The organism is Rhodococcus sp. NPDC127593 (assembly GCF_042671975.1).
GTDB lineage: Bacteria > Actinomycetota > Actinomycetes > Mycobacteriales > Mycobacteriaceae > Rhodococcus_F.
In genome coordinates this window covers 1-23,458 of record NZ_JBHXWI010000023.1, presented here as the reverse complement: position 1 = coordinate 23,458, position 23,458 = coordinate 1, and the positions used below count along the sequence as shown (strand labels likewise).

The following is a 23,458-nucleotide window of genomic DNA, read 5'->3' as shown; positions in this document are numbered from 1 at the left end:
CGCCATGGGTGCCGTGCCCGACCGAGTCCTACGACGTCACAGCTACCGCCGGTGTCGATGTGGCATTCGTTCCCGAACTCGCCCTGCGGCTGCGTCGGCTGGCGGATCACGCCGCCAGGACTGCCGCATATCTCCGCAGGGTCGGCCGCCAGAGCGCTCGGTGCGCGGGGTCCGCATATGCCCGCGATGTACTCGGGCATCAGCGTGGGGCGGTGAACTTCACTCCGGACCGCAGTGTCACGATCCCTGCGCGTCCCGTTCCACGACCCAAGCTGCGATCTGCGCCCGCGAGGTGAACCCGAGCTTGGTGAGAATATGCTCGACGTGACCTTGAGCTGTCCGAGGGGAAATCACCAGTTGGTCGGCGATCGCTCTGTTCGTCAGGCCCTGGACGACGAGTCTGGCGACCTCCTGTTCACGTTTCGTGAGTACTGGGACGTTGTGCACCTGGCTTGTTCCGTCGGACGGTCGCTCGTCGAGAGCGTAGGCGATGGCATCAGTGAAGGACATCATGTTGCCCTCCTTCCGTGCTGCATCGAATGCATTGGAACGGAGAGTCCCTCGCGCTGTCCGTTCGCAGTCATTGTGGTACTCGAGAAGGTTCGGAAGGTATACCGAAGAGCTACCTACCGCGCCACTGAGTGATTCGGCGGCCCCCATCAGCACCACTGCGCGGTGGGCGTCGTCATCATTTCGGGCGATCCACGCGAGTGTCTCCAGACAGGCGCTGGCCCCGACCTGGTCGTTGGTTACCTGCGCCAAACGGAGCCCTTCCTTCAGCTGTACTGCCGCCCTCTGATGATCGCCCTGTCGCCACAATGCGACACCCTTAGCCCAGAGCGAACACCCCTGAAACACCGATTCACCCCGCGCGCGGGTGATCGTGAGAATCTCGTCGAGGCAAGAAATGGACCGTCCGGTGTCGCCTTGCCACCCATACGCGAGCCCTAGCATCCATAAAGCCTCAACACGCAGAGTGAGATCCCTCGGCGCGGTAAACACTGCGACCGACCCCTCCAGCAGTGCACACGCACGAGGGAGGTCACCGCTGAACAGCGCACTGAGCCCTTCCGCATACGCCACAAGAGCATCCATTGTCGTGTCGGCCGCCTGTTCGGCCAATGCACGCGCCTCCTCGACCAGCGCATTTGTCACCGTGAGTGCACCTTGCTTTTCCGCAAACACGCTGTCGCCGTACAACGCCTTGACCCGTTCGACCGTCGGTTGCCCGTCGTCGTGCTCGAGGAGACGATCAAACCAATACCGCCCCTCGCTGAACAGGGACCGAGCATGCCAGAACTGAAAGAGAGCAGTTGCGATCCGTAGCCCAGCTCGCGGGTTCTCGAGTACACAGAACTCCATAGCCTCACGCAGGTTCGACTGCTCCCGCTCGAGCCGCCTGATCCACTCGAGCTGGCGGGAGCTAATCCATTCGGCCTCCGCGTCGACTGCCAACTGTCGATACCAGTCCCGGTGACGCACTGACAGTTCCAGATGCTCACCGGCCTGTTGAGACTTCTCGCGGCCGTAACCTCGAAGAGTCTCGAGCATGCGGAATCGAACCACTTGTCCCGACTCTTCACGCAGGAGGATCGACTTGTCGAGTAGAGCAGTCACAGTGTCCAACACACCCGTCGGATCCAGATCGTGGCCGCAGATGGCCTCCGCCGAATCCAACTCGAAACTGCCGGCAAATACCGACAGCTGCGTCCACACCAATTGCTCTCTCGAAGTGCATAACTCGTAGCTCCAGTCGATGCAGAGCCGCAGGGCTTGCTGCCGCGTGGGGGCGTTTCTCGCGCCACCGGTCAGCAAAACAAGGCGATCGGTGATCCGCTGCAGAATCTGGTCGGGCGACATGGCTCGTAGCCGCGCCGCGGCCAACTCGATCGCCAGCGGCAGCCCGTCGAGCCGCTGGCAGATTCCCGCGACCGCATCCTGATTGTCCTCGGTCAGCTCGAACCCGGAAACCGCCGTCGCAGCCCGCTCGACAAACAACCTCACCGCATCGTATCCAGCCAAGCCCTGCACCAAGGGTTGCCGCTCGGAACCGGGGACAGTGAGCGGTGGAACCCGCAGGACAGCTTCTCCGCTAATCGCGAGAGACTCGCGGCTCGTTGCGAGTATGCGCAGCTCGCTGCACGCCCGGAGCAGGTCCTCGACCAGCCTGGCTACCGCGTCCACCAGCTGCTCGCAGTTGTCCAGTACCAGCAGCATCCGCTTCGAACCGAGGAACTCCACGAGCACGTCGTGGATCGGCCGCGCCGACTGGTCTCGCAACCCCAAAGCGCCGGACACCACATCCACCAACAACGACTCGTCTCGCAGCTCACCGAGCCCGACCAACCGCACCCCGCCGGGAAAAGCGCGCTGCGCCTGCGCTGCCACTCGCAAGGCGAGTCGGGTTTTCCCGACGCCCCCGGTACCGGTGAGGGTAACCAGGCGGGACGCCTCCAACAGCTTCTTCGCCTCCGAAACCTCGCGTCGACGACCGACGAAACTCGTCATCTCGATTGGGAGATCGGCCTTGAACTGATGAACGGGATCGGCTGCCGATGGCTGGCGCCTGTGCGAACCCAGGTGCAGACCATGCCGCGGCTTATCCTCAGAGACCAGCGCCATCTCGTCCGGGACAAATCCATGGCGAAGTTGAGCATCTCTGAGGTGTTCGCCGAGTTCCACAGCGGACGGGCGAGCCAGCGGATCGGTAGACATCGCTTGTTCGATTACAGCGCTGATGTCATCGGCGATCCCATGACCCCGCAGGTCAGGGGCCGACTCAGTGGTGATGCGCACGAATTGAGCCACCAGTTGCTCGCCACTACGACGCTCGAATGCGGCATGACCGGTCACGGCACAGAACAGGGTCGCCCCAAGGCCGTAGACGTCTGCCGCGGGACTCGGGGACCGCCCTGCGAGGACCTCAGGGGCGGTGAACGCCGGGGAGCCGGTGACGATACCGGCGGCAGTTTCGAATCCTCCAGAGACGTGTGCGATACCGAAGTCGGTTAATGCCGGCTCCCCGTAATCGGTGAGCAGAATATTCGCTGGCTTGACGTCGCGATGGAGGATGCCGTGCCGATGCACGCTCTCCAGCGCGGCCGTCATCTTCACCCCAAGTTTCAACATGTCCTCCACCGACAGCGGACCATGCCGGCGGATCTCGGCATCCAGCGAATCCTGCGAGTGGAACGGCATCACGATGTAGGGCCGGCCGCTGCTTGTCGCGCCGACTTGCAGGATGTTGACAATGTTCGGGTGCCCCGTCAGGCGACCCATCGCCCGCTGCTCGCGGAGGAACCGCTCTCGGTTCTCCTCGTCGAGCTCGGCGGTGAGGACCTTGACCGCCACCGTACGGTCAAGATCCGCTTGACGGCACCGATAGACCGCGCCGAAACCACCGCGACCAATCTCGTGGGCGTCATCGAATCCGGCCGATTCCAGTTCCGACGTGACCGGACCAACGGCGTCGCGCTGAGTTTCGAACGGATCGACATCGTCCATCGGCTACGCCGCTTCGTCCGGGCCGCGACAATGTTGACGATGTTGCACCGCGCACCTCGCTTCGAGCGTGTCCTCCGGGCGTCGCTGCCAACCGCAAGCGCAGGTTGTTCGGACCTAGAGGACTCCTCCTATCCTGCCACCGCTCCCTTGTCAGCAGCAGACACTCATCCCGGCGGGGCCGCACAGTCTCACGACATCGGCGGGACCATTATTCGCCGGTGACGGGGCATCACCCTCTCGGGGGCACTGCGCTGACCTCACAGGCCTCTGGGATGCGCAGCTTGCCTCCCCGGGTACTTTAAAAGTACATTGAAAGTATGTCTGTGGGTGAGGTGCCGTTCTCGGATATCCAGAACAAGGGGAAGGCGACGCTGTCGGAGTGGCAGCGGTCGGGTGCGCGGCCGCTGCGGGTGACGCGGCGCGACGATGAGGATTTGGTGTTGATGACGGCGGTGCGGGCGGATCAGGAGCGGGAGGTGCTCGCGGCGGCGACGGCGATGGTCGATGCCCTGTTGCACTCCGATGACGGTGTTCTGGTCCGCAAGGTGGTGGCGGCGGCGTTCCCGTGGGTGAGCTACCTGTCGGCTGAGGAGGTCGCCGACTTCGTCGACGAGCTGATCGCGTCGCTGCGGGCGGGTTCGTCGCTGGATAATCCGGCTCCACCGGCCCGCACGATCGAGACGTGGCGGCATACGGCGGAGGTGTATGCCGATCCGGAGCTGGCCCGGATCCTGTCGACGCCGTCCGAGGGTGACTTCGGGGCCGTGCCGGTGCCGGAGCTGTGAGTCCGAAGCGGGGCGAGCGGGTCGCGCCGCCGGCATCGGGCGAGTTGTGGGAGCTGCGGTTCGCGACCAGTGACGCGGCGAAGGGGTGGGATGAGCTGTGCCGGCAGGCGCCGGCGAACACATTGGTGGCGTACGAGGAGTTGCGACGCCGCACGGTCGTCGGGGAGTCGACGACGCGCCATCACCGGTTGAAGGGCAAGCTCGCGACCGGGGTGCACAACGGGGTGGAGATGGAGCAGTGGCAGTACGAGGTCACCGCCGGTGGCCGGGTCTGGTATGTGCTGGACATCGAGCACCGCACGTTGTGGCTGAAGTATGCGGGCACAGGGCACCCCAAACAGACCGAATAATGTTGCCATTGTGCTGAATAGGGACCTGATCGAATCGACTCAGCGGAGTCGGGGAGCCGAGGTGGTCGGCTCGCGACCTGGAACCGTGCTGTGCGAGCATACTGTTCTATTCGTCGTCCCTGCCCGAGCCGCACACTGAGCGAGTGTTTGAGTGCGGGAGCTGGAAACGGGGCACCATGGCCACGGTCGCGAAGAAGAACAGCTGAGCGGGAGTCCGCTCTGCTCATAGTGGCTGCGCGACTTTCGGTCTGGATCTGCCACCGAGCCGGCTCCCGACCCTACATTCGGTGGGCAGTGAGGTTCTGGGCGCCGAGCGAACGCATCTGAATCCGGTGCGGGAGGCATGACGGGGCCGGCGACGGCGCGTTGCATCTCCGGTCGCGGTCGATCCGGGAACAGGCGGGATGGCGGAGAAGATCTCCGCACTCAGCGTCTTCGATGCGGTTCCTCAGTTCAGGGCAGCAACGTCACCCTGAAGAGCAGATCGAGCCACACGGCGATCGCGACCAGACCGCCGAACGCGACCGCGACGATGAAGAATGGCGTCGTCGCGCGATCAGCCCAGTCGATCGGCACATCGTCGATAGAGCCGTGCGGCGGACTCTGTGCGCCACGCAGTTCATTCGGTTAGGTGGCGCGGCCCAAGAAGTTCAACAGCTGGGTCTGGGCGTCGGCGTTGTCTGTGGGCGCCACCTTGGCCCCGAAGGTGTGGGGGAGCCGGATCCGGTCGTCTTCTGCGACCAGAAAGGTTCGGGCCAGCTCGACTGCCTCGGGGTCGAGGTGTTCGTCCTGCCCGGTGGCGCGCGCGAAATCCCAGGTATGAATCAGCGTGTCGGCGCACGCCATCCGCCGGACGAATTGCTCGAAAGGCAGGTTGCCGAACTCGGCACCCAATACCTGCTGGGCGGTCGCCTCCGACTCCAGGGCAGCCTGTACCCGGGCCGTCGCATCCAGCCATGCGGCCACCACGTCCTCCCCGGCGGTAGGCGCCCGGTAGTCATTTCCCCGGAGCCCTGCGCAGGCCCGTCGGTGGTTACCCACCACATGGGCGGCGACGTCCCAGGCGGTCCAGCCTGGGCAGGGGGAGGCCGAGTTCCAGCGGTCCTGCGGGCAGCCCCGGAGACGATCGGTGAAGTCCTGCGCCACGCGCGAGTACAGACTGGTGATGGGCGATCCCATCTCCACACCGTACGTGAACCGCATCTCACCGAATCTGTGCTGGTAGAGGGCATTCATTGCGCACGCAGCGACCGACACCGGCCGCCGCTGCGCCTGAACCGGGAGATCTTCCGCCCCCGACGCGGGGGCTCCGGGGCCGGATGCCGAGCCGTGACGATGTGCGCCGAGACCTTGTCGGCGCTGACGGGAACAGGTGCGATGGGGGAGCTGGCCGCGGTGTATGTCGGTCTGTCCGTCGGCGCCGTGGTTGCCGAGGCAATACTGCGCGGCCAGGACATCCCGCCGGACCGGATCATCCGCACGCGGGCCGTTGGCCGCCAAGTCGTTGACGGAACTGGTGCTCGACGAGGATGTCGAGGTGGCGGTCCTGCGGTGGCCAGCGGAACATCATCAGGCTCGGCCAGGACGCCGAGCTGACGGCGTGCACGTGGGTGGGACTACGCGCAGACCCGCCGAACCATGGGCCGACATCTCGGCCCACACGATCGCCGCGCGGGGGCTGCATGACGAGTGCCGGCACGGACGCAATGAACTCGCGCTCATGCTGGTCGACGGACGAAAAACCACCGACGCTGACGGTGGTGCGGTCGGCTTCGCTCGATGCCGGCGGGTGGGCCCGAGAGATGGTGCTCGCCTCGCTCCTTCACGATTTTCGATCTGACATTGGGATAACGCGGCGACGTACGGGGTGACGCCAGCTGATCGGAGTGAGCACCCGCGGTTTCTCGGCCGGCGCGCGCCCCACTGTTGTCGCGAGGGCAAGCCGTCCCGGTGCCTGTTGATCATCGCGGTGTTGTGTCGAGTTGTCTCCACTCTCGTGTGCACGGTGCCGCAGTCGGTTTCGGGTGAACCGTGTGTGAGTGCGGTGCGGAAGAGAATGATGCCGGCTGTGGGTGACCACCCCCCGAATGCGGTGCCACGGCCACGACGGTGTTCTCCGGGCTGCTGGGGATGCGGCCGGCGCGCGGCCTTCGCGACGTAAGGTTCGGTGCCGCTGTGACCCGAGTCCGGGAGGGCTGCACCGCCGGAATTGCGGCACAGTCTTCGGTGAGGAGGTGGTGGGCCGTCAGGCGCACACCCTGCTCGGCACCGTGAACACCGATTTCGGCACTGTCGATCCAGTTCAATGCCGCAGCTGCCGAGGCTATTTCGGGATTTCGGTGGAGAACTGTCCCGGTCGGGGTGGGTCGTGCTCGTCCTGGATGAAGCTCGGTGCGATGTGATGTTGAGCTCGAAGAGGATCGTGTGTGGTCTGCCCACATGGACAATGTCTTACAGACGTTGAATTGTTGGTTCGGTGAGCTTCCTCATTTCCGGGGCGAGCCTGCCGTTACTGTGTGCGTTCGACGATTGGCCTGACGTAGAAGGAGAGCACGATGGCGGTATCACCGAGGATTTCCGAAGGTTCGGCGAAGACGACGACCAAGGAGATCCGAGAGTGGGCGATCGGAGAGGGTCGCGAAGTGTCTCCCCGCGGTCGGATTTCGGCCGAGATCGTGCAAGCTTTTCATGACGCTCAGGCGACGAAGGCTCAGGCAAAAGCGGTGCCGGCGAAGAAGGCGGCCGCGAAGAAGTCTCCGGCGAAGACGACAGGGCCGAAGAAGACGGCTGTGAAGAAGGCGTCTGCGGGGAAGTCTCCGGCGAAGACGGCAGGGGCGAAGTCGACGGCCGCGGAGAAGATTGTCGCCACGAAGGTACCGGCGGTGAGCACGGCTCCGGCGAAGACGACGACCAAGGATATTCGAGAGTGGGCGATCGGAGAGGGTCGCGAAATGTCTCCCCGCGGCCGGATTTCGGCCGAGATCGAGCAAGCTTTCCATGACGCTCAGGCATCGAAGGCTCAGGCAAAAGCGGTGCCGGCGAAGAAGGCGGCCGCGAAGAAGATAGTCGCGGCGAAGGCTCCCGCGAAGAAAACGGTCGCGAAGAAGGCTCCGGCGAAGAAGACGGCTGGGCCGAAGAAGACGGCTGCGAAGAAGGCGTCTGCGAAGAAGTTGCCGGCGAAGACGGCTGGGGCGAAGTCGACGGCCGCGGAGAAGATTGTTGCCACGAAGGTATCGGCGGTGAGTAAGGCTCCGGCGAAGACGACGACCAAGGATATTCGAGAGTGGGCGATCGGAGAGGGTCGCGAAGTGTCTCCCCGCGGCCGGATTTCGGCCGAGATCGAGCAAGCTTTCCATGACGCTCAGGCGACGAAGGCTCAGGCAAAAGCGGTGCCGGTGAAGCAGGCGGCCGCGAAGACGGCCGCGAAGACGGCCGCGAAGAAGGCAGCCGCGAGGAAGTCTCCGGCGAAGACGGCTGGGGCGAAGTCGACGGCCGTGGAGAAGGTTGTCGAGAAGGAGACTCCGGTGAAGGGAGCGGCGGCGGGCACGGCTCCGGCGGAGAAGACGGCCAAGGAGATTCGAGAGTGGGCGATCGGGGAGAGCCGTGAAGTGTCCTTCCGCGGTCGGATTTCGGCCGCAATCGTGCGTGCCTTCCATGACGCTGCGGCAAAGTTGCCGGCTGTGGGCGGCTGAACCGAGTGGTGTCGGCTCTTGGGCGTGACCCACCGACTCCGGGTTGCCGGGTTCTCTCAATCCGACGGACGTTCAGTGGACGAACCCTTGCCTGTCTCTTCGAAGCCAGGCTCACCGAAGATGAGAGCGCCGGTGTCGCAGCCATGAACGCGGGCGGACGGTCGGTGCGACTGGTACGGGGATTTCGCTGGGGGTGTGTGCGGGTCTGCTCGTGGGGTTCTTTTGCTATGTGCCGTCGGTGATCTTGTGGCAGCACTTTTTCGTTGTTCCGCGACCTCGGGTGTATCCGCATGGCTCGTTCACTTCGTTTGGCCGGATCCGCCGCCGGTCGGGTATTGGGACCGGTGGCATCCGGTTGCATTCAGGCGTGCGACAACGGCGGGAGACCGGGTACGCCGCCGGGTGGGAGTGCACGAAAGACGCGTTCTGGTGTCATCGGCAACTCGGTAAGCTGGGCACCGACCGCGTCGGCGATGGCCTGGGCAATTGCCGGGGCGATGGGGAGCATGCCGCCCTCCCCCATGCCTTTGGCGCGGAAGGGACCGGCGCCGTGTCCCTGCTCCTGGGTGATCGAGACGAACCGCTCGGGGAGGTCCTCCGCGAGTGGGACGCGGTACAGCAGTGCCTCGGCGTTGAGAAGTTCACCGTTCTCGTAGCGCATTTCCTCGAACAGTGCCTGCGCGAGTCCCAGTATGGCGGCGCCTTCGTCCTGTCCGCGGCAGCCGATCTTGTTGATCACCTTGCCCGCGTCACCACTGACCACGAGCTGAAGGACCGTGACCCTGCCGGTCTCCGGGTCGACTTCGACCTCGGCTGCCGCCCACCCGATCTCGTAGAAGACGCACCGGGCGGCCAAGGGCGCATTGGCATCATTGCGCACCTTGTAATAGCCGTCGGCCGAGAACTCGAACCCGGTGTGGCCGAAGAACTCCATGATCCGCTCGAAAAGCGGATATACCTCGCCTGTGGGGGTGCGCACCGTCCAGTCGTCGAGCACCGCGGTGGCCGGGTCGATGGCGAATTGTTCACCGGCCCACTCGAGCACTTGTCTACGCAGGTTCTCCGCCGCGTTCCGGACGGCCTGTCCCATCACCACCACGCCGGACGAGGCGTTGGTGCCCTGATCGAAGGGGGTGTGGTCGGTGTCGATGCGCGTGTACACGACGCGGTCGCGGCTGGTGCGCAGGACGTCGGCGACGATCTGGGACATCGCGGAGTGCCCGCCCTGGCCCATTTCGGTGAGCGCGCAGTTCAGGAAGACGTCGCCGTTGGCGGTCACCTTGACCCGCGCCATCGCGGGCTTGTTGCCGCCGCCACTGTCCTTGAGGCCGACGCACACCCCCATGCCGCGGTTCCGCCGGCGATCCCTGGAGTGGTAGCCGATAGCGTCCGCGACCAGACGCATCCCCTCGGCGAGGTCGGAGTCGATCCCCGCATCCCCCGGCACGAATTCTTCGCCGAGTTTCTTGAGGTTCTTCAGCCGCAGTGCGTAGGGATCGATGCCGAGTCGCTGCGCGATGAGGTCGATCTGACGTTCGCCGGCCCACGTGGTCTGGGTGGCCCCGAAGCCGCGCATGGCGCCGGCGGGCACAGTGTTCGTGGTGACCGCCTTGCAGACGGTGTCGATGTGCTGCCAGCGGTACGCGCCCGGCATCCGATAACCGGCCTTCTCCGCCACCGCCGGACTGTGCTCGGCGTAGGCCCCGCTGTCGAGGAGCACCGTCGATTTGCGGGCGACAAAGGTGCCGTCCGCCTTGACGCCGGCCTTGACGATCAGCTTCGCCGCGTGCTGCGACACGGTGAGGAAGCCCTCTTCCGTGCTCATGCAGAACCGCACCGGCCGGCCGCCGCTGAGCTGGGACAGGCGGATGGCGACCGGGTCGGCCTTCGGGCCGTTCTTCGCGCCGAACGCGCCGCCGAGCAGGGCGACGTGCACCCGGATCCGGTTTTCGGGGAGGTTGAATACGTGCCCGAGTTCCTGGCGGAGGTTGAACGGGCTCTGTGTCGCCGTCCAGACCTCGATCTGTTCGTCGGTTGCCTCCGCGACCGTGACGAACGGTTCGAGATGCATGTGGTTCATCCGGGAGAAAAGGAAGGTGTCCTCGAAGATGTGGTCGCACTCCTCCCACACGTCCGGTGATCCAGTGCTGTACCGGAATTCGTAGCTGACATTGTGGTCGCTGCGCAGCGACGCCGACGCGCCGTTCCGGTACGGGGGCAACCCGCCGCGCGGCTCGAGCGGATGGATGGTCGGCGTCGACGGATCGAGGGCCTCGTTAACGTCGAATACCGCGGGCAGGATCTCGTATTCGACCTGAATGAGGTCCAGTGCCGCCAGGGCCGTGCGCTCATCTACCGCAGCGACGGCGGCGACGATGTCGCCGACATAGCGGACCGCGTCCGTCGCGACGACCGGCTGGTCCTTGACCATGGTGCCGTAACACGCCAGGCCGTCGGTTTCGTTGCGGGTCAGTACCGCGGTGACGCCGTCCAGTGCCTCGGCGGCGCTCGCGTCGATGGACACGATACGAGCGTGCGCGTGCGGACTACGCAGCACCTTCGCGTGCAGCATGCCCGGTCGCACGATGTCGGTGTTGTAGACCGCTTTGCCGGTCACCTTGACCGCGGCGTCCGCGCGCGGCAGATCGCGTCCGGTGACCCGCTTGTCCGGAGAGGCGGTCGGCAGCGAATACACGGTGTATCCGCCGCTCGCGGCGTCGGAGTGGACGTCGTGAGTGAAGGACTCGGCTGTCGTCGTCACGCGGATTCCCCGTGCGTCTCACCGGTCAGTTCGGCAGCGCGCTCGACCGATTCGAGGATCATCTCGTATCCGGTACAGCGACAGGTGTTGGAACTGATCCATTCGCGGATCGTGCCGCGATCAGGTTGTGGGTCCTGACGCAGCAGCCCGGTGGTGAGCATCAACATCCCGGACGTGCAGAAGCCGCACTGGAAACCCCCGCACTCGGAGAATGCACGTTGCTGCGGGGACAGCGTGCCGTCGGGCGCGGCCAACCCTTCCACTGTCTCGACCGAGGCGCCGTCGATGCTGAACGCGAAGGTCGAACAGGAGGCGACGGGCAGGTCGTCCACGAGCACGGTGCACGCTCCACAGACCCCGCGCTCGCAGGAACCGCGAACGCCGTTACAGCCGTGGTTGTTGCGCAGGACGTCGAGCAGGATGGCGTTGGCGGCGACGCGCACGGTCTGCTTGACGCCGTTCAGGGCGAACTCGATGCAGGTGTCGAGTTCACCGTCGGGGGCAGCGGATCGGTCGGTCTCGCGATCGGAGTACTCGGTCATCTCGTTGTCGTTCCCTTCAGCTGCGCACACGCCGCGGTGAGCAGGCGGCGCGTCAACACACGCACCAGGTGCCGGCGGTACTCCGCCGAGCCGGTGTAATCGGCACAATCGTCCGGTAGCTGCTGGGCAAGCTGCGCACTCACCTCGAGCGGATCGAGTTCGCGGGCGCCGGTATCGGCCGTCAGAGCGAATCCGTGGCGGTACTCCGATCCCGATTGCGCGCGCACCTGCAGGGTGCCGTGGGGGTTGCGGCGCACCGCGAGGGCCACTGTCGCCGTCGGACGCATCGAACGCTCATATCCGAACCAGACGAGGTCGTCCGTTCGTACGGTGATGTCGGTCAACAGGCCTCGCTGATCGGTTCCGCTGTGCGCCCACAACGACGCGACCGGGCGGGAGAGCGCGCCGGCGTCGAAGACCAGGTCCGCGTCGAGCGCCCCGAGAAGCAGCGGCATCTCGTAGCGGTACCGCCGCGCCATCAGGTTTCCGCCGACGGTCGCGGTGTAGCGGATCCGAACCGTGGCGATCGACGCCCATGCCGCCGCGAGGTTCGGGATCGCGGCGGCGACGATCTCGTCCGTCGCACCCATGTGGTGGGTCACCATCGGGCCGATATGAAGTACGCCGGCCTCGTGTCTGGTGGCGCGGAGCGCATCGACCTTCTGCAGCGACACCAACGTGTTTGGGGCGCACCCCTCGCGGATCTGGGCGACCAGATCCGAGCAGCCGGCGGCGATGACGGCGTCCGGATGTTCGGACACGATCGCGAGGGCGTCCTCGATGGTGGTGGGGCGATGGAGCCGGAAAGGGGCCATCGCGAATTGGGTCTGCGCCACCAACCCGGCGCCGAGGGCCTGGGTGCGCATCAGCGGGCTCCCCGCACGAGTGTGCGGCGCGGTCTGCCATAGCCGGTATGCATGTGGTGATTCACCCCTTGTAGGGCGCGCCGCTCGACGGCCGCGAAGGCGACGTCGAGTGCGGCGCGGACGGCTACCGAACAGAATCCGGTGTAGACGAACTTACGCCGATTCCGGCCCCGAAGATGGTCGCGAACGACGATCGGATCCTCACTACCAACGCAGTCGTAGGCGGCCCTGTCGGGGAGGAACAGCACGGTGGCAAGGGAGCCACGCGCGCCGATCCTGCCGTCTGCTGGGTTCTGCTCGGGGGTCGCAGCGCCGCGCGAGGGTAGGGCGATCACTGTGCCGCCGCCGCCCTTCGCAGCCACCGTGGCAAGGCCGCTCTTGTTCATGTGCCTCGTTCCATTCGAAAGGACAACCGATGCCGGTCCAAGAAGACTCAGCGCAAAGTATCTTTGCTATAAGACAATTTAACGTTGTCGGCTTCACGAGGTCAATAGCTCGGCCACGGTCGCCACACCGATCAGGCGAGGCTTACCGAGCCGAGGCGCACCGCCCACCGAAGAGATGCACGTCACAGCCGTAGCTGTACCGAAACGCCGCCACCGACGCGTCGCTGCACTACCCCAAGAACGCCCGCGGCCACGTCAGGCGACCCGGAACGCCCGCCCGAGGACGTCCATATTGGATCCGAGCCCTATGCAGACGCTGCACCGAGCGACTTTGCGGCATTCTCCGATGCGGCAGCCTGTAAGGATCCCTCGAGAACGGACAGAAGATCGGCGAGCTGCTCGCGCTGACCACCCTCGAGTCCCCCCTGCATCCGCCCCAGCTCCGCGAAGTGCGCATCCGAGACAGCGTCGACAAGTGTCCGGCCCGCGTCGGTGAGCGTCACATACACCACGCGTGAGTCGATGTCATCGCGCTCACGCAGCACCAGGCCGGCATCCTCGAGCCGGTTCACCCGCATCGTCAGGCCACCCGTGGTGATCAAGGTCTGCTTCGCCAGTTCCCCGGCGGTGCGCCGGAACGTCGGCTCCGCACGCCGAAGGCAGGCGAGAACATCGAACCCCGCCTCGTTCGTTCCGAACCGTTCGAACAGCTCGTTGATCTGAGCCCGGTACAGCAGGAAACTACGATGCAGCCGTCCGAAAACCTCGAGCGCCGACACGTCCAGTTCCGGGCGCGTCCGGGCCCACTGCCGGATGATCTCACCGACCCCATCCACCCGATCCGATTCGGCCACTTCACACTCCAGATTCGACAAGGGCACGGTGCCGCGAATCAGTCGCGCCTGCCGGCGACCGGCTCACAACAATTTCAGGTAATTATCTTTGCGCAAAACTATTGTACGATCCTCGCCACCACCGCGACGGCTCCCCAGCCCCGGTCGCCGGAACCGTGACGCGAACAGAATGCGAGGCACCCGTGAACACCGTCCTGCGCGACATCCACACCGAATGGGAAGCGCACCGCGCTGTCGCGGTCGCCACCGTCATCGCCACCCACGGGTCATCCCCGCGAGACCCCGGCGCCATGCTCGCCGTCCACCAGGACGGAACCGTGGTCGGCAGCATCTCCGGCGGCTGCGTCGAAGGCGCCCTCTACGAGACCGCCCTCGACGTCCTCACCACCGGCCACCCCCGAATCGAGCACTACGGCCCGACCGGCGACATCCTCGAACCCGGACTGACCTGCGGCGGATCGCTCACCGTGCTCGTAGAACGAGTAGACCGCGACACCATGCCGCAACTCGCCGACCTCATCGAACGGACACTGCGCGACGACACCGTCATCCTCGAGACCGTCCTCACCGGACCGGACGCAGGTACCCACCGCATCGCACACGAACTCGACGCCCCCACCGGCCTGACCCCCTCCGGAACACTGATACGACGCTTCGAATCCCGGCCACGGATGGTGATCGTGGGTTCCACCGACTTCGCCGCGGAGACCGGGCTACTCGGCACCCGAATGGGCTACCGCGTCACCATCTGCGATGCCCGCCCCGTGTTCACGACACCAGGGCGATTTCCCGACGCCGACGAAGTCGTGTGCCAATGGCCGTCGGACTGGATTGCACGCGAACGCAACGAAGGCCGATTCGATTCCCGCACAGTCATCATCGTTCTCACCCACGACCCCAAGATCGATATCCCGGTCCTCCTCGAATGCCTCGACGAGGCCAAATGGGCACACCCCCTCGCCTATATCGGTGCCATGGGGTCCCTCACCGCCGACGCCAACCGACGACACGCACTCACCGCCGCCGGTCTCCGCCCCGAACACCTCACCGCACTATCGAGCCCGATCGGCCTCGATATCGGCAACCGCGGACCAGCCGAGACCGCCATCTCCATTGCCGCCGAAATCATCATCGGGTCCAACCAGGGCCGATCGTCGCGGCCCTCGACATAGATCCCGCCGGGCGGATCACCGAGCAGCGTGAGCAGCAACTCACGGGCCGCCGGAGAGGCACCGGCAAGCATCTCGTCCCGATGCTCCTTCCAGTCCACCCACTCCCAGCCCGCACCGGCAGCAAGGTAGCTCTCGGCGTCTCGACAGGGAGTGTCCGAATGTCCAACCTCGTCATTGCGACGCCCGCATCTCGCAGGTCGTCGCGGCCTGTCATGCCTGCCAATGTGGAGAGCCGGGTCGCCGCCGACCCGAGATCTTCAGCGACTGGCTGGTGCTGGCGGTGGCGTTCGGGCTGGCGTCGTTGGCGCCGAGCAGGAGGGCGCCAACAGGGTTGTCGATGTCAATGACCTGCCCTTCCGAAAGCGGATCGATGATCGGTCACCGCCCAAGAGCTCCGGGTGTCGGCTGGTTACGGGTTGTTCGTTCCCGCTAGAAGATGGCCCGCGGGATCAATCGGGTGGTTCGTCCATCCTGACCAAGGACATGTCCTGCCCTCTTGAATGTGTGGAGGCTGATGAACCGGTCCGAAATGGTGATGGACGGAAGTTCTCGCGTGAGTGCAGCCGCGAATGGCGCGATCTCGCTAATCGTCTGAAACCACATCGTGGCGACGATTGTCGAGGTTCCGGTAGTGGCGTTTGCAATTCGGCATTTTGGAATTCGGCTCAATAGGTTGCCGACCGTGTTCACCTCGCTCGGTGCGGTCGTGATCATGAACGTCGTCTCAACGACTGGACCGACAAGTGTGTTCGCTCCCTCGCAGCGCAGGGCCACGCGGCCCCCGTCGATCAGCCTTTCGACGCGGCGTCGCGCGGTCGGTCCGGTCACATCGCATTGCTCGCCGAGTGTGGTCCATGCTTGACGCCCATCTTTCGCCAGAGCTCCGAGCAGAGAACGATCGAGATCGTCCAGGAATGGAATCGTTTTCCTTCGTGTGGGCGCTGCCTGGGGTAATTGGAGAAGATGAGCCTGTTCCAGGTCTAACGCCTGGACGCGCCACCGCGCGCCTTCTGTGTAGTTGGTGAGCACGACCGTCGTTGCCACCGACCTGATTCCTTCGATCACCTCGATGCGGTCGGTGAGCAGACGGGTGAGGTCGGCAATGCTGGACACGAACACGATCACATGGAAGTCCGACGTCCCGGATGTGCTCGATACCGTGTCGACTGCTGGTTCGGCAATCAGGGCTTCTACAACGTCATGCTTGCTCTGGGGTCTGCAGGTGATCGCAAGCCATGCGGCACATCCGAATTGCAGGAAGGTCGGGCCCGGAGCCACCGCGATCCATGCCGAGCCGCTCTCGGACAACAGCTTCCATCTTCGGGCGAGTGTCTTCGGCGAGTACTGAAGTGCCTCCGCCAAGTCCGCCCAGTCAGCGCGGGGGTTGAGCTGCAGCGCGCCGATAATTGCAAGGTCCAGTTCTGCTGCAGCCTGAGAGGTCATATTGGACATTATGGCCGTAAAAATTATGGAAATCGGCCAAAACCTAGGTCTCGTGAGGTGCGCCACTCAGAGTGGTTGAGCGCGAGTTGCGCAACCGGGACTCCCGGCCCACGAAGTCGAGGTCGATGCATGTGGACACAATCCGTCAGGGGTGAGGAAGGTGCCGTCCAACGGGCGGGTAGACAGCGGGCGGGCGTTGTGGCGCACGTAGTCGGGGCTGGCACCGGTCCCGCTCTCCTGCTGCGCGGAATCGGTGGTAGCGCCGACAGTTTCGCACCACAATTCGGTGAGCTCAACAGTTCCCTGAGGCTGCTCGCGTGGGACGCCCCCGGTTACGGGCACAGCGGGGATCCCGGACGTCGGTTCGACCTGGACGACTACGCTGACGCCGCGGCCGAGGTGATCAGGGACCGCTGCGGCCAGGTAGGCCAGATACGTCCTGGTGGTCCACCCATCTCGGGAGCGCCGCAACGCGTGGTCGGCGGGCTCGATCTCGACCTCGCCCGGGCGGCACGGACTGCGCCTCGGGAGCCCAGCGCACGCCCGCCGCATGCTGGTGAGCACGCTGACGTCCCACACGATCGCACCCCGCGCGGCTTGGGTGAGTGCCGGCAACCCCGTCAGGATCCGCATCTCTGCGGACATTTCTGTTCGTGGTGTGCCATCTTGCCGCTGACCATGTTTCGCACATTGATCCCACGTGGATTTCTCTTGCTTTCCGCCCACGAGTGGAAATCGTTAACTGTGCACACGGTCTATTTCTTCGTGCGAGCCATGCGTGGCTGATTCGGCCGAGGTGTGTAGCGGCGTTTCGGGCCGGAGAATCCATTTTCCGCTCTATTTCATCTGTCACTCAGTGCCCGAATCTTGCGGTCTCGCGGTTCGGCATAACAGCAGGTTGAGGGCTCAAACTTTAAGAAATGAGAGCTTGCGCACAACTAGCCTCAGCGTTAAGATATTGACCACTTAAGTAATTTGCAGGTTTTCAACTGTGCACGTTATTCAGAAACAGAGGCTCCTTAGAACGCTCTGATTCGCCACGCGGTTCACGCGCCGCGTGATCGCATGTTCGTCAAATAGCCGGGAGGCACAATATGGGTGGTGCAGTCGCACGACCAGCGGGCGCAGGCTCGCCGAAGAAGGTCGCGCTAGCGAGCCTGATCGGCACAACCATCGAGTGGTACGACTTCTTCATCTACAGCACCGCAGCGGTGCTCGTGTTCAACCATCACTTCTTCCCCAGCTTCGACCCGGCCATCGGAACACTGCTGGCCTTCTCGACCTTCGCCGCCGGCTTCGTCGCCCGCCCGATCGGTGCCATCGTGTTCGGTCACTTCGGGGACAGGGTGGGCCGAAAATCGATGATGGTCGTCACCATCTTGATCATGGGCGTCGCCACCGTACTGATCGGCCTGTTGCCGACCTATGCCACCATTGGCGCCTTCGCTCCGGTGCTGCTGGTGCTGCTGCGACTGACGCAAGGCTTCGCGCTCGGCGGCGAATGGGGCGGTGCTGCGCTCATGGCGACGGAGCATTCTCCCGATAGCCGTCGCGGCTTCTTCGGCAGCTGGCCGCAGGCGGGTGTGGCGGTCGGACTGATCCTGGCGATGACCGTGTACCTACCCCTCGATGCAATGGCCGATAATCACTTCATGGCCTGGGGGTGGCGTGTTCCGTTCCTGCTCAGTGCGGTACTGGTGATCACCGGACTGATCATCCGGGTACAGGTCGCGGAGAGCCCGGAGTTCGACCGGGTCAAGGGTGTGCACGCGGTCGTGCGCCTGCCCATCATCGAAGTTCTTCGCACACATCCGAAGCAGGTCCTCCTGGTCGCCGGCGCCAGCCTGTCGCCGGGCATCTTCTTCTACCTCCTGACCGTGTACAACTTCGTCTACACGCAAGAGTCGGGAGGCCTGAGTCAAAGTTCGATGCTGATTCTGGTGATCGTCACCTCGGCGGTCGGATTCGTGGTCACCCCAATCGCAGGTGCGCTCTCCGACAGGTTCGGCCGGCAACGGCTCTTCCTGCTGGGCCTTGCCCTCATTGGTTCTCTCGCCTTCCCCCTCTACTGGGCGCTCGACTCGGGCTCGTACGGCTTCATCGCTGTCTGCTACGTCGCCGCGACCATCGCCGTATACATCCCGTGGGCGCTGCAGCCGGCATATTTCTCCGAGGCGTTCGACGCACGAGTCCGCTACAGCGGGCTGTCGTTGGCCACCACCCTCGGCAACCTCTTGGGCAGCGCTATCGCGCCTCTCATTGCCGGCACACTACTCAGCGCAACTCATGCGTCCATCTCCATTTCCCTGTATGTCTTCGTCACCGCAGCACTGTCGTTCGTCTGCGTACTGGTGCTCGGACGGACGAACCGGAAAAAAGACACGCAAGCCGACAGCGGAATCGGCACCGATAACGTGAGCGGGCTCCGCACTCCCACCTACTCGGAGTGATACCCCTCATGGACGTCGCCTCTCGGGCACGGAAGCACTCACAATGACAGCGAACTCTGATCGGGTCCCACGGCTCCTGAAAGAACAACCTCTCGGAGAAGGGGTGCTCACCGTCCTGTGTTCTAGGGGTTCAGGCCCCGCCCGCCGCGGCACAGAATTCGCCCCATCTAGTAACAGATAACACGCTGACGGAAGGAAACCCTATGAGCAGCAATGAATCACGCTACGAAACATTCACCCTGGAACGCGCAACACCAACCATCGGGGCGTTCATCCACGGCCTGGATCTTCGTGACGAGATCACACCGCAGTGCCAGACCGAACTGCGCACAGCCTTCCTGGAACACGAGGTCCTGTTTCTCCGCGATCAGCACCTCGATCCAGAAGATCAGCTCCGATTCGCGAAGGTGTTCGGCGACCCCCAGGAAGTAAGTGCATTCTTTCCCTCCCTTCCGGGGAACCCGTTCATCGAGGTGCTCGAATCACGCGGTCGCGCAGCCGGAACCGACGTCTGGCACTCCGATCTGACCTGGCAGGCGACTCCGAATTCCGCGACCTGCCTCCACGCTCAGGACATCCCGCCCTGCGGCGGTGACACACTGTGGTCGAGCATGACGGCCGCGTATGACGCGCTGCCGGAGACGATGAAGAACCTCATCGACGGGCTCGAGGCCGTGCACGATTGGGAAAAGGAACTGACCGGCGTTGTCCGCCAGGGAGATGACGGGGAAGCACGGTACGAGGAAACACGCCGAAAGTATCCTCCGATGACCCACCCCGTCGTGCGCAAGCATCCGGAAACCGGTCGTAGACTTGTCTACGTCAACGAGTTGTTCACCTCACGCATCTCGGGGGTTCCTCCGCAGCTGAGTGACTCGCTACGAAACATGCTCACGGGCCTCGCCAAGACCCCGGAGTATCAGGTCCGATTCCGTTGGGAACCGAACTCCCTGGTGATCTGGGACAACCGGTCGACGCAACACTACGCGGTCGGCGACTACCACCCGCACTACAGGCGCATGCACCGCGTCACCCTCAGAGGCGACCGCCCGGCCTGACACCTGATCGCCTGCAGGGCGACCCGATCACCGGTCGCCCAGCAGCGCTCATCCCCTCGATGGGCTGATCAATGACGGTGACAGCACCATCGAGGAGGAGAACACAGGCGGGTGGTGCACATTCCGGAGATCATCCGAACGCGATAGGCGTGCTCCACGGCGTCGTCGGTGTTCGGGGTGAAGAGAAGCGGACCTGGACCTCCCTTCCTCTCTAGGCCCGGACAACGGACCGTCCGCTCCAATATCTACCCGATGCAGTGAAATTGAGGATTGCCGTCCCTGCGCTATCGATCACGAGGCCGTGTGTCATCGTTGCTGGGCCTGCTCGACCACCCAGGCTGCGATCTGCGCGCGGGAGGTGAAGCCGAGTTTGGTGAGTAGGTGCTCCACGTGACCTTGCGCGGTGCGGGGCGATATCACCAGTCGGGCGGCGATCGCCCTGTTGGTCAGGCCCTCGGCGGCGATCAGTTCGGCGACCTGCCGTTCACGTTTGGTCAGTTTCACCGACGTATTAGGCGACGCGTCCGGAAGCCGTTCGCCGAGGGCATAGGCGATGGCGGCGTCAAAGCCCAAGCGCCGCCCCTCTCGGCGCGCCGTCTCCACGGAGCTCTTGCCGAGCGCCCGATAGGCCCTCTGCTCGGACTCCTCACGGGAGACGAGCAGATGGGGGAACCCCACCGTGGGGCTGCCCACCGTGCGCCCGAGTTCGTCGGCGGCCGCCATCAGGATGACCGCGCGTCGCGCGTCGCGCGCTTCGGCGGCGAGCGAGCCCAGTGTCTCGAGGCACGCGATGGCGGTGCGCGGGGTGTTCACCCGCCGGGTCAACTGCAGTGACTGTTCGAGTAGCCGAACTGCCCGATCGGTATCACCGTGGCGCCACACCGCGTCACCCATGGCCCAGAGCGCGAACGACTGGTACATCGATTCACCGTGCGCCTGTGTGATCGCGACGATCTGTTCGTAACAGTGAATCGCCCGCTGGGATTCGCCGAGTTGTTCGTAGGCCATCCCCAGCCGGTGCAGGACCCCGACGTGTGAAGCGTCCTCCCGCGTGCCGAAAACGGTGCCGGCGCTTTCCAGTCGCGCACAGGCGCGAGTCGGATCACCCCTGAAAAGGGCGAGAAGGCCGTCCGCGTACTCGATGTATGCGTGGCTCACCGGGTCGGTTGTCTGCTCGGCCAGCCTGCGGCCCTCCTCCACCAGTGCCGCCCCCGCGGAGAGGTCGCCCTGCAATTCGGCCAGGACGCTGCCGGCATACACCGCCTTGATTCGCTCCAGGGTCGGCTCCGCTGGCAGGTGTGCAAGGACGCGGCCCAGCCAGTACCGCCCCTCGCTGAGCAAGCTCCGGGAGAGCCAGAAGGGAAGCAAGCTCGTGGCGATGCACAGTCCGACGTCGGGACTGTCGGACACGCAGAACTCCATCGCCTCCCGTAAATTCGCTTGTTCACGCTCGAGTCGTGCGATCCAGTCCAGTTGCCGGAAGCTGATCCACTCGGCCTCAGCCTCGGCGGTCAGTCGCTGATACCAGTCCCGGTGCCGCCGACGCAGTTCGACATACTCCCCGGTGGCCTGGAGCTTCTCACGACCGTACTCGCGCAGCGTCTCGAGCAGACGAAAGCACACGGCCGAGCCGGATTCCGCCCGGATCACGACCGATTTGTCCACCAGGGAGGCCACGACATCGAGCAAATCCGACGATGCCAGGCCCATACCGCAGACCTGTTCCACCGCATCGAGTTCGAAGCTACCGGCGAACACCGACAGCCGAGACCACACCAGTTGCTCCTGCGGGGTGCACAGCTCGTAGCTCCAATCGATACACAGCCGAAGAGTCTGCTGACGAGAGGGTGCGCCTCGGCTGCCGCGGGTCAGCAGCGTGTAACGGTCGGTCAGCCGCACAAGGATCTGCTCAGGCGACATCGCCCGCAACCGCGTCGCCGCCAGCTCGATCGGCAACGGCAATCCGTCCAGTCGATGGCAGATCCCGGCCACCGCGACAACGTTGTCCTCGGTGACCTCGAATCCGGGCACTGCAGCGGCTGCACGCTCGGCGAACAAGGTCACCGCATCGTAGCGGGGCAGCCCCTGCAGGGAGGGCGGTCGGTCGGGGTCGGGGACAGTGAGCGGAGGCACCCGCAACATTGATTCCCCGCCGATACCGAGGGGCTCGCGGCTGGTGGCGAGGATCCGCAATCCCGGACACGTCCGCAGCAACGTCTCGGCCAGCCCCGCGACCCCATCCACGACTTGCTCGCAGTTGTCGAATACCAGCAGCAGCTCACGCGGCACCAGAAACTCCACCAGCACCTCGATCAACGGCCTGGCCGAGTGATCACCCAATCCCAGAGAGGCGGCGACCATATCGACGAGCAACGACTCGTCACGCAGCTCGCCCAGCTCCACGAGCCACACCCCGTCGGCGTAATCGCGGCGCGTGATGGTCGCGACCCGCAACGCCAGACGCGTCTTCCCCACACCACCGATCCCGGTAAGCGTCACCAAACGGGACACCGACAACAGGTTCTTGAGTTCTGTCACCTCGTTCCGTCGGCCGACGAAACTGGTGAGTTCCAGGCGAATATTCGTCTTGACGTCCCCGACGGTGCGCGCCATCGTCAGGCGCCGCACGACAGAGTCCGGCAGTTTCCGCGGCGCGGACCCCGTAACGCCCTGCAGGGCCATTCCGTCGACCGCAAATCCCCGGTGGAGCTGGATCTCACGGAGTTCGTCGCCGAGCTGGACGGCGGACGGACGCTCGTGCGGATTCGTCGACATCGCCCGCTCAATCGTGCGCGCCACGTCGTCGGAGATTCCCTGCTCACGCAGATCCGGCACCGGCTGTGTTGTGATCCTCAGGAACTGGGCAATCAGTTGCTCACCGCTGCGCCGTTCGAACGCGGCGTGCCCAGTGAGCGCACAGAACAGCGTCGCCCCGAGGCCGTAGATATCCGAACTGGAGGTCGGCGGATCGCCCGCTAGCACCTCGGGCGCGGTGAATGCCGGCGAGCCCGTCACAGTCCCGGAGGCCGTCTCGAATCCTCCGGAGATGTGCGCGATACCGAAGTCGGTGAGCGCGGGTTCGCCGTAGTCGGTGAGCAGGATGTTCGCCGGCTTCACGTCACGGTGCAGGATCCCGAGCCGGTGCGCCGTCTCCACCGCGCCAGCCAGCTTCACTCCGAGCCGCAGTACTTCACCCAACGGCAGGGGACCGTGGTCACGGATCCGCACCTGCAAGGAGTCCTGCAGGTGATAGGGCATCACGATGTAGGGGCGGCCGGAGGCGGTGGCACCGACTTGCAGGACAGGGACGATGTTCGGGTGACCGGTCAACCTGCCCATCGCCTGCTGTTCCCGGAAGAACCGTGCCCGGTTCTCCGCTTCCAGGTCGGCGGTGAGGACCTTCACCGCGACCGTTCGGTCCAGCTCAGTCTGGACACACCGGTAGACAACGCCGAAGCCACCGCGGCCGATTTCCTGGGCGTCTTCGAGCCCAGCGGCTGCTAGTGCCGCACCTGGGTTTGTTTGCCCCGTTGGTCCGACACGCCGCCTGATTGCCGGTCGCTGGACGCTACCTCGGTCATCCTGATCGGATGGC

At 64.7% G+C, this 23,458-nt stretch carries 20 protein-coding genes and 2 pseudogenes; 8 read left to right on the top strand and 14 right to left on the bottom strand.

Annotation, left to right across the window (positions count from 1 at the left end; all coding sequences use genetic code 11):
* Positions 1-237 precede the first annotated feature (237 nt).
* The gene (locus ACFVJ3_RS21900) at positions 238-3,504 is read right to left on the bottom strand and encodes a protein kinase (protein WP_378454022.1); all 3,267 of its coding nucleotides are present in this window, start codon (positions 3,502-3,504) and stop codon (positions 238-240) included.
* 323 nt (positions 3,505-3,827) lie between these two features.
* Between ACFVJ3_RS21900 and ACFVJ3_RS21895 the strand changes: the two genes are divergently transcribed.
* Entirely contained in the window at positions 3,828-4,289 is a 462-nt protein-coding gene (locus tag ACFVJ3_RS21895) for a hypothetical protein (protein WP_378454128.1), read from the top strand.
* The gene (locus ACFVJ3_RS21890) at positions 4,286-4,639 is read left to right on the top strand and encodes a hypothetical protein (protein WP_378454021.1); all 354 of its coding nucleotides are present in this window, start codon (positions 4,286-4,288) and stop codon (positions 4,637-4,639) included. The genes ACFVJ3_RS21895 and ACFVJ3_RS21890 overlap by 4 nt, the downstream gene beginning before the upstream one ends.
* A 453-nt stretch (positions 4,640-5,092) precedes the next feature.
* On the opposite strand, the gene ACFVJ3_RS21885 is transcribed toward ACFVJ3_RS21890, so the two are convergent.
* The 3 genes from ACFVJ3_RS21885 to ACFVJ3_RS21875 form a co-directional block, all read right to left on the bottom strand.
* The gene (locus tag ACFVJ3_RS21885; RefSeq protein ID WP_009760353.1) at positions 5,093-5,215 is read right to left on the bottom strand and encodes a hypothetical protein; all 123 of its coding nucleotides are present in this window, start codon (positions 5,213-5,215) and stop codon (positions 5,093-5,095) included.
* 51 nt (positions 5,216-5,266) lie between these two features.
* Positions 5,267-5,818 carry a TIGR03086 family metal-binding protein gene (locus ACFVJ3_RS21880; protein WP_378454020.1) on the bottom strand — a complete coding sequence of 184 codons (552 nt, stop codon included), beginning with the start codon at positions 5,816-5,818 and terminating at the stop codon, positions 5,267-5,269.
* A gap of 292 nt (positions 5,819-6,110) precedes the next feature.
* On the bottom strand, positions 6,111-6,338 hold the full coding sequence (locus ACFVJ3_RS21875; RefSeq protein WP_378454019.1) for a hypothetical protein: 228 nt from the start codon (positions 6,336-6,338) through the stop codon (positions 6,111-6,113).
* A gap of 856 nt (positions 6,339-7,194) precedes the next feature.
* Between ACFVJ3_RS21875 and ACFVJ3_RS21870 the strand changes: the two are divergent.
* A pseudogene (locus ACFVJ3_RS21870) lies at positions 7,195-7,278 on the top strand (hypothetical protein); the annotation flags it as partial.
* Positions 7,279-7,349: 71 nt separating this feature from the next.
* Here the strand turns inward: ACFVJ3_RS21870 and ACFVJ3_RS21865 are convergent.
* Positions 7,350-7,529, bottom strand: coding sequence for a hypothetical protein (locus tag ACFVJ3_RS21865; protein WP_378454127.1), 180 nt, complete (start codon positions 7,527-7,529; stop codon positions 7,350-7,352).
* Between ACFVJ3_RS21865 and ACFVJ3_RS21860 the strand changes: the two are divergent.
* Positions 7,522-7,584, top strand: a pseudogene (locus tag ACFVJ3_RS21860) (hypothetical protein); the annotation flags it as partial. The gene ACFVJ3_RS21865 and the pseudogene ACFVJ3_RS21860 sit on opposite strands and share 8 nt — an antisense overlap.
* A 74-nt stretch (positions 7,585-7,658) precedes the next feature.
* Here ACFVJ3_RS21860 and ACFVJ3_RS21855 read toward each other — a convergent pair.
* Positions 7,659-7,910 (bottom strand): hypothetical protein, encoded by a 252-nt coding sequence (locus ACFVJ3_RS21855; protein ID WP_378454018.1) that lies wholly within the window; start codon positions 7,908-7,910, stop codon positions 7,659-7,661.
* Between ACFVJ3_RS21855 and ACFVJ3_RS21850 the strand changes: the two genes are divergently transcribed.
* Entirely contained in the window at positions 7,810-8,331 is a 522-nt protein-coding gene (locus ACFVJ3_RS21850; RefSeq protein ID WP_378454126.1) for a histone-like nucleoid-structuring protein Lsr2, read from the top strand. The genes ACFVJ3_RS21855 and ACFVJ3_RS21850 overlap by 101 nt on opposite strands.
* Before the next feature lie 361 nt (positions 8,332-8,692).
* Here ACFVJ3_RS21850 and ACFVJ3_RS21845 read toward each other — a convergent pair whose 3' ends face one another.
* The 5 genes from ACFVJ3_RS21845 to ACFVJ3_RS21825 form a co-directional block, all read right to left on the bottom strand.
* Complete coding sequence (locus ACFVJ3_RS21845) at positions 8,693-11,092, bottom strand: xanthine dehydrogenase family protein molybdopterin-binding subunit (RefSeq protein ID WP_378454017.1); 2,400 nt, start codon at positions 11,090-11,092, stop codon at positions 8,693-8,695.
* Positions 11,089-11,634, bottom strand: a complete 546-nt coding sequence (locus ACFVJ3_RS21840; protein WP_378454016.1) for a (2Fe-2S)-binding protein — start codon at positions 11,632-11,634, stop codon at positions 11,089-11,091. The genes ACFVJ3_RS21845 and ACFVJ3_RS21840 overlap by 4 nt, the downstream gene beginning before the upstream one ends.
* Entirely contained in the window at positions 11,631-12,500 is an 870-nt protein-coding gene (locus tag ACFVJ3_RS21835) for an FAD binding domain-containing protein (protein ID WP_378454015.1), read from the bottom strand. Before ACFVJ3_RS21835 ends, ACFVJ3_RS21840 begins: the two co-directional genes overlap by 4 nt.
* Complete coding sequence (locus ACFVJ3_RS21830) at positions 12,500-12,886, bottom strand: hypothetical protein (protein WP_378454014.1); 387 nt, start codon at positions 12,884-12,886, stop codon at positions 12,500-12,502. The genes ACFVJ3_RS21835 and ACFVJ3_RS21830 overlap by 1 nt, the downstream gene beginning before the upstream one ends.
* Before the next feature lie 305 nt (positions 12,887-13,191).
* The gene (locus ACFVJ3_RS21825; RefSeq protein ID WP_378454013.1) at positions 13,192-13,740 is read right to left on the bottom strand and encodes a MarR family winged helix-turn-helix transcriptional regulator; all 549 of its coding nucleotides are present in this window, start codon (positions 13,738-13,740) and stop codon (positions 13,192-13,194) included.
* Positions 13,741-13,895: 155 nt separating this feature from the next.
* Between ACFVJ3_RS21825 and ACFVJ3_RS21820 the strand changes: the two genes are divergently transcribed.
* The gene (locus tag ACFVJ3_RS21820) at positions 13,896-14,912 is read left to right on the top strand and encodes an XdhC family protein (protein ID WP_378454012.1); all 1,017 of its coding nucleotides are present in this window, start codon (positions 13,896-13,898) and stop codon (positions 14,910-14,912) included.
* 429 nt (positions 14,913-15,341) lie between these two features.
* Here the strand turns inward: ACFVJ3_RS21820 and ACFVJ3_RS21815 are convergent, their stop codons facing one another.
* Both ACFVJ3_RS21815 and ACFVJ3_RS21810 read right to left on the bottom strand, forming a co-directional pair.
* On the bottom strand, positions 15,342-16,355 hold the full coding sequence (locus tag ACFVJ3_RS21815; RefSeq protein WP_378454011.1) for an Lrp/AsnC family transcriptional regulator: 1,014 nt from the start codon (positions 16,353-16,355) through the stop codon (positions 15,342-15,344).
* A 66-nt stretch (positions 16,356-16,421) separates the two neighbouring features.
* Complete coding sequence (locus ACFVJ3_RS21810) at positions 16,422-17,000, bottom strand: transposase (protein ID WP_378454010.1); 579 nt, start codon at positions 16,998-17,000, stop codon at positions 16,422-16,424.
* Between the two features lie 449 nt (positions 17,001-17,449).
* On the opposite strand from ACFVJ3_RS21810, the gene ACFVJ3_RS21805 reads away from it, so the two are divergent.
* Positions 17,450-18,805, top strand: a complete 1,356-nt coding sequence (locus ACFVJ3_RS21805) for an MFS transporter (protein WP_378454009.1) — start codon at positions 17,450-17,452, stop codon at positions 18,803-18,805.
* Positions 18,806-19,008: 203 nt separating this feature from the next.
* Entirely contained in the window at positions 19,009-19,863 is an 855-nt protein-coding gene (locus ACFVJ3_RS21800) for a TauD/TfdA dioxygenase family protein (protein WP_378454008.1), read from the top strand.
* Positions 19,864-20,169: 306 nt separating this feature from the next.
* On the opposite strand, the gene ACFVJ3_RS21795 is transcribed toward ACFVJ3_RS21800, so the two are convergent.
* The gene (locus tag ACFVJ3_RS21795; protein ID WP_378454125.1) at positions 20,170-23,415 is read right to left on the bottom strand and encodes a protein kinase; all 3,246 of its coding nucleotides are present in this window, start codon (positions 23,413-23,415) and stop codon (positions 20,170-20,172) included.
* Positions 23,416-23,458 lie beyond the last annotated feature (43 nt).

Excerpts from the sequence above, each read along its gene's own strand:
- ACFVJ3_RS21840 (WP_378454016.1), bottom strand. The coding sequence starts at position 11,634 with ATGACCGAGTACTCCGATCGCGAGACCGACCGATCCGCTGCCCCCGAC.
- ACFVJ3_RS21805 (WP_378454009.1), top strand. The coding sequence starts at position 17,450 with ATGGGTGGTGCAGTCGCACGACCAGCGGGCGCAGGCTCGCCGAAGAAG.
- ACFVJ3_RS21835 (WP_378454015.1), bottom strand. The coding sequence starts at position 12,500 with ATGCGCACCCAGGCCCTCGGCGCCGGGTTGGTGGCGCAGACCCAATTC.
- ACFVJ3_RS21830 (WP_378454014.1), bottom strand. The coding sequence starts at position 12,886 with ATGAACAAGAGCGGCCTTGCCACGGTGGCTGCGAAGGGCGGCGGCGGC.
- ACFVJ3_RS21880 (WP_378454020.1), bottom strand. The coding sequence starts at position 5,818 with ATGGGATCGCCCATCACCAGTCTGTACTCGCGCGTGGCGCAGGACTTC.
- ACFVJ3_RS21800 (WP_378454008.1), top strand. The coding sequence starts at position 19,009 with ATGAGCAGCAATGAATCACGCTACGAAACATTCACCCTGGAACGCGCA.
- ACFVJ3_RS21815 (WP_378454011.1), bottom strand. The coding sequence starts at position 16,355 with ATGACCTCTCAGGCTGCAGCAGAACTGGACCTTGCAATTATCGGCGCG.
- ACFVJ3_RS21810 (WP_378454010.1), bottom strand. The coding sequence starts at position 17,000 with ATGTCCGCAGAGATGCGGATCCTGACGGGGTTGCCGGCACTCACCCAA.
- ACFVJ3_RS21900 (WP_378454022.1), bottom strand. The coding sequence starts at position 3,504 with ATGGACGATGTCGATCCGTTCGAAACTCAGCGCGACGCCGTTGGTCCG.